Below are 6,530 nucleotides of genomic sequence, written 5' to 3' on the forward strand. Positions count from 1 at the left end.
GACCGGGCTGCATCGGCAGCAGACCGAGAGGCGATTATCCCCGAGATCCGTCGCAACGTGACGGCGGAACACGATGTGTTCGTGCATGAGGTGATTTTGCTCCGAATGGGCTCTCTCCCGCGGACAACGAGTGGGAAAGTTCGCTACGCGGAGGTGCGTGAACAGTATCGACGCGGCGAACTGCAGAGCGTGTGTCGATGGTCGTTTGCCGAAGCTGCGAGTGCCTCGCACGAGAATCATTCCAACAACGGGCAGCCGACGATCAGTGATCTGAGTCAATGGTTTGAAGTCGCGGAGATTGATGACGCGGAAACCATGGCGGAAGAGATTGAGACGTTGTTGACACGTTGGTTGCGTCAAGAAGCTGACGACCACGAAAGCGATTTTGATCCGCATCGGCCGTTTGCGGATTACGGACTCGATTCGCTCGCATCGATGGAGTTGATCGCTCAACTCGAGAGCGGTTTAGGGCTGAAACTATCGCCGACGATCGCGTGGACCTATCCGAGCCCGTCCACTTTGGCGAAACATCTCGCTCAGATGATTGTTCGTCGCAACGATGTGGGATCTGATAGCGAAGACGATTCAAATGATGATGTCGGCGAGGACGCGATGAATGAACTCAGCGACCACCAATTCGATCAACTGTTGGCGGAACTCGAACAGATGCCCGACAGTGCCGCGGCTGCAATGCTCGCCGCTCAAGACCAGCCGGAGCCGCGTCAATGAGTTCGACCTCGGAGCGAATGGCCAAGTTATCTCCCGAGAAATTAGCACTCTTAAAAAAAGCGATGGGCGAGTCCGATCGCATCGCCGAACCGATCGCTGTGGTCGGATTGGGATGTCGTTTCGCCGGTGCTTCTAACATCGCCGAGTATTGGCGATTGATTCTTGACGGAGCGGACATGACGGGAGAGATTCCATCGTCTCGATGGGACCTCGACGACTTCTTTGATGCGACGGGAAAAACGCCAGGAAAGATGACGACCCGTTGGGGCGGTTTTCTCAAAGACATTGATCTTTTCGATGCCGCGTTCTTTGGCGTGTCGCCTCGCGAGGCTGAGAAGATGGACGTGCAACATCGTCTGTTGCTGCAGGTCGTTTGGGAGGCACTCGAATATGGTGGCATCTCTCCGACGAGTCTGCGTGAGTCGGCGACGGGGGTGTTTGTCGGTGTCGGTGGAACCGATTACTCGCGCATTCCGGTTCAACTGGACAATTACTTCGAACAGATTACGGCTTATTCGGGCACCGGGAACGCTCTCAGTATCGCGGCCAACCGGTTGTCGTACACGCTGGATTTGCGGGGGCCGAGTTTGTCGATCGACACCGCGTGTTCATCCTCATTGGTGGCAGCGCACTTAGCGATTCGCAGTCTACGGAGCAAGGAATGTGATGCGGCAATCGTGGGAGGTGTCAACGCAATTTTGACGCCTGAAACCACGCTCGCGTTTTCGCAGGCTCACATGTTGTCTCCGGACGGAAAGTGCCGCCCGTTCGATGACCAGGCGAACGGGTACGTGCGGGGTGAAGGTTGTGGCGCGGTAGTTTTGAAAAGACTGTCCGACGCGGTCAGCAACGGCGACATGGTCTTTGCAACGATCCGTGGCAGTGCGGTCAATCAAGATGGCCTGACATCGGGAATCACGGCGCCACGGGGAACGTCGCAGGTCGAAGTCATCCGTCGAGCGCTGCGCGATGCACGCTGCAACCCGGACGACGTGTCGTACGTCGAGGCACATGGCACGGCAACACCTTTGGGTGATCCGATCGAACTCGGTGCACTGGGCGAGGTGTTTCGGAACCGCAATGGGAAAGAGGGGCAACCACTTTATCTCGGCTCAGTGAAGGCGAACGTGGGGCACACCGAGACCGCGGCGGGGATGGCGTCGCTGATCAAGACGGTTTTGATGTTAAATCATCAAACCATTCCTGCTCAAACGCACTTCCAAAATCTCAACCCACACGCTGGGATTGAAAACAGCCGTCTGCAAGTGGCGAGGGAACTGATGTCGTGGAACGGCGTCAACGGAAAAGCGATCGCCGGTATCAGCAGTTTTGGCTTTGGCGGTACGAATTCGCACGTCATTCTGGAAGGGGCCCAGGCGTCCAAGGACGATTCTTCCTCGGAATCGACATCAGGTTCGTCGTCGAACGGTCGGTTGGAACGACCGCTGCATTTGATGACGTTGTCCGCCAAGTCGCCGAAACAACTCCGCGACTTGGCAGGTAGGTTGGCGGAGACGATCGAAGAGCCGGACTCATTCCCGCTCGCCGATGCCTGTCACACCGCTGCGGTCGGACGGTCGGCGTTCAAGCACAGGCTCGCTGTTTCAACCGGTGACGCTGGTAAACTGAAGAAGACGCTCGAGGCTTTCGCGGAAGGCGAAACTCCGAGAGCGGTGAAACATGCTGCCGTCAAAGGGGACAGACGCCGTAAAATCGCATTCTTGTTCCCCGGCCAGGGAGCACAAACGCCTGGGATGGGACGGGAACTCTACCAGACGCATCCGGTGTTTCGTGATGCCCTGATTGAGTGCGACGAGATCCTGGCGGACTTGCTTCCCGAGCGTTTGCTGCATGTGCTCTATGAGGATGACTCTGCAGATCCGCTGATTCATCAGACGCAATACACCCAGCCAGCTCTCTTTGCGATCGAATACGCAACGTCGTGTTTGTGGCGTTCGTTCGGAATTGAGCCTACCGTGATGCTCGGGCACAGCATCGGCGATTACGTTGCCGCCTGTGTCGCCGGGGTGTTTTCGCTGCGAGACGGTCTGACGCTGATCGCCCATCGGGGACGGTTGGTGCAGAGTTTGCCGCGTGACGGTTCGATGGCGGTTGTCTTTGCAGATCGGCAGCGAGTGGAAGACCTGATCTTGCCGTACGAAAGCGACGTTTCCATCGCTGCCCACAACGGTGTCGAAAGTGTCGTGATCGCTGGCCGCAGCGACGTGGTTGGCGATCTGTTGAACCAATTCGAAGCCGCTGGGGTGAAGACGCGTGCGTTGGAGGTATCGCATGCGATGCATTCACCGCTACTCGATCCGATCCTCGACGAGTTTGAGCAACTCGCCTCGGCGGTGGAATTTCACTCGCCCAAAATCGCACTGATCTCCAGTCATGACGGCAAACGTCTTGATGACCGCGTCTGCTCGGCAGCGTACTGGCGTAACCATCTGCGTCACACGGTCTGCTTTGTTGATGCATCACAAACGTTGGAATCGTTCCCACTCGAAGCGGCGATTGAGATCGGGCCCGGGACAACCTTGTGTGGTTTAGCGAGTCGACTTTGGGGCAGCGAGCCGATCGCTTGGTTGCCGTCGATGCGAAACGCTCGCAATGATTGGGATGTGGTCAACGAGAGCGTTGCGGAATTGTTCGTCCGTGGTGTTTCGCTCGATTGGAAAGCTTACGACCGTCCCTATCAACGCAAGCGGGTGGTGTTGCCGACCTATCCTTTCGATGCTCAGCGGCACTGGTATGACATGTCGCACCGGATCGATCGGCGGGGCAGCGCGATGCCGATTGCGGTTGGAGGTGCGTCGCACGGGTTGCTCGGTGCGCGGTTGCCGATGGCGGGTGAGAAGATTGTCTACCAACAAACATTGGAGGCGAGGAGTCCTGCTTTCTTAGACGATCACCGACTCGATCAAACGCCTGTTGTTCCCGCAGCCGCGTACATGGAACAGTGCATTGCCGTTGCGAATGACTTGTTCGGTGACGGACGGCACTTGCTCACCAACCTGTCGATCGAGCAACCGTTGGTGCTCGCCGGTGAAAGTCGGCGTGCCGTGCAAGTCATTGTCGGTCCTGATTTGCGGGGCGAAAGGTCTGTCGAAATTCATAGCCGCAACGCGACCGACGACGAGGGAACCAACGATGCCTGGACGCTTCACGCATCAGCGACCATTCGTAACGGTTCGGAAAGCGATTCTGGCGCAAAAGAGTTCGTCCGTTCCGAGCTGTTGGAGCGGATGCCTCACCAAGTCGGAGGCGAATCCTTTTACGAGCGAATGACAGCCTGCGGATTGCACTACGGACCAATGTTCCAGGTCGTGTCGCAACTGCACGCCGGAGACGGTGAGTGTGTGGCTCAACTGCAACTCCCCGATCCACTCAGAAAAGATTTAAACGGTTACACGCTGCATCCTGCAATCTTGGACGGTTGTTTGCAGTCGATCGCTGGTGTTGTGATTGATCCGAATGATGATTCTGTTTCGGACCTCGTGCTGCCAACTGCTGCCGAACAGGTTCGTGTTTATCAGGAAGTTCCCGATGGAACGCTGTGGGTTTACACACGAAAAGCGAGCGAATCGAAAACGACCGATACCTTTGACGCAGACATCGTTCTATTGAGCGATGAGGGAAGCGTTGTCGCTGAACTACGTGGTGCTCGAGTACAACGTGTATCGAAACAACGATCCTCGGGACAGGCGAAGCCGGAAGAGTTGCTCTACCAGACACGTTGGTTGCAACAAGAGTCTGAGGACGCAGGCGTCGAAGCGAGTTCGAGTCGACTGGTCCTCTTCGCGGACGAGTCTGGCGTTGGTGATGCCCTGGTGGAAAGTTTGGCTGAATTAGGCCACTCGGTTTGTGTGGTGAAACGGTCGGACGCGTTCCAGTTCGACGAGCCTGCGGAAGCGAGCCAAATAACACATTGCCGACTCGCTGCAGATGACCTCGAAGGTTACGAAAAGCTGTTTGATCGTCTTGGCGACGGAGGTGGGGTGCCAACATCGATTGTCGATCTTTGGTCGATCGGCATTGACGAAACCCCTGATGCAGACGAAGCGTACCGGGCGGAACGGTTTTGTTCGCATCTGTTGTTGTTGCTCAAGACGCTCGCGAAAAACGCATCGATCAAAATCCAGAAGACGACGTTGGTGACGCGCGGTGCGAACCGGGTTGTGGACAATGACGCGGTTCTGCCATCGCAAACGGCGGTTTGGGGGATGGCACGTACCGCGATGGTCGAGATGCCTCATCTCTCGATAACGTTGCTTGATCTGGATCCGGCGGAATCGATTACCCACGATGTCGACGCTTTGCGGGCCGCGGTGTTCGGAAGCGACGGCGATTCTAATCGCGAAGATCACGTCGCGTACCGTTCCGGCAACCTCTACGCAGCGCGGCTCGAACGGGTGGCCGAGTTGTTGCAAGATGCCGGTGAAACACGACAAAGCCTGCCCGCGTCCGAACGGTTTAGTTTGCGACTGGGCGACTCGCCTAGTTTTGACGAACTGCACTACTCGCCGGTCATTGCCAAGAATCTCCAACCGAACGAGGTTGAGATCGAAGTCCGCAGCGCGGGGCTGAATTTCAGCGATGTCTTGAAAGCTCTCGGGTTGTATCCGGGCGTTCAGGATGAGATCGTGCCCTTGGGAATTGAGTGTGCCGGTATTGTTTCGCGTATTGGCAGCGACGTGAAGGATTTCCGGCCCGGGCAACGCGTGATGGGAGTGGCGCCGTATAGCTTTGGGTCTCACACGAGCACCGCTGACTACGCGATCGTCGCAACCCCCGACGGTCTCTCTGATGATGATGCGGCGACAATTCCGATCACGTTCTTGACGGCTCATCACGCGCTCTGCACCCTGGCACGCTTGGGGCCCAATGAACGAGTGCTCATTCATGCCGGTGCCGGTGGTGTCGGGCAGGCCGCGATTCAAATTGCGCAGTCGATCGGTGCTGAGATTTTTGCGACCGCGGGAAGTGATGAGAAGCGTGACTTCCTTCGCTCGCTCGGTGTGCAGCACGTGATGGATTCGCGATCACTCGAGTTCGCGGACGAGATTCTCGAGAAGACTTCGGGCTATGGCGTCGACGTGGTCCTGAACAGCCTGCCTGGGGAAGCAATTACAAGGAGTCTTTCAATACTCGCCGCCTATGGTCGTTTTCTCGAAATCGGCAAGACGGACATCTATCAGAACCGCCGTATCGGGTTGTGGCCGTTCCAAGACAACCTGTCCTATCATGCGATCGACCTGGACCGCATGCTGCGACAACGGCCCGAGGATATTCGCCGGTTGTATGCCGAAATCGGACCTTTGTTTGAGAAAGGCGTGTATCGGCCGTTGCCGTTGACGTCGTTCACGGCAGAAAAAATTGTCGACGCGTTTCGATACATGTCACAGCGGAAGAACATCGGAAAGGTTGTGGTTGCCTATCCCGACCGCGGGATGACTCAAGTGCAAAGTTCTGCACCGGAGAAGCATGCGGCGTCATCGGGCTCTTCCAACACGCTCGAGTTTGATCGAGGCACCGTGTTGATCACCGGAGGCTTCGGCGCGATTGGTCGACAGGTTGCGAAGTACGCGGCCAGCCACGGGGTGAAGCATTTGGCAATCCTTTCGCGACGCGGTGCCGATCAATTGCAAAGCGAGCTGGCCGAGATCCAACAATCAGGGGTCTCTGTTGCTCTCTTGCAAGGGGACGTCAGTGACTCGGCGAGCCTCGACAACGCGGTCAAGCAACTCCCCGAATCGTATCCGCCCATCCGTTGCGTGTTCCATGCGGCCGGTGTGCTG

Annotated in this window: 2 protein-coding genes; both read left to right on the forward strand. The window is 57.0% G+C overall.

Going from position 1 to position 6,530, the window contains the following annotated elements:
* A partial coding sequence (locus RSSM_RS08605; RefSeq protein WP_044301891.1) for an acyl carrier protein occupies positions 1 to 729 on the forward strand: 729 nt, incomplete at its 5' end.
* A partial coding sequence (locus RSSM_RS08610; protein ID WP_008676755.1) for a type I polyketide synthase occupies positions 726 to 6,530 on the forward strand: 5,805 nt, incomplete at its 3' end. The genes RSSM_RS08605 and RSSM_RS08610, both read left to right, overlap by 4 nt.

The organism is Aporhodopirellula sallentina SM41, from assembly GCF_000346505.1.
GTDB lineage: Bacteria > Planctomycetota > Planctomycetia > Pirellulales > Pirellulaceae > Rhodopirellula > Rhodopirellula sallentina.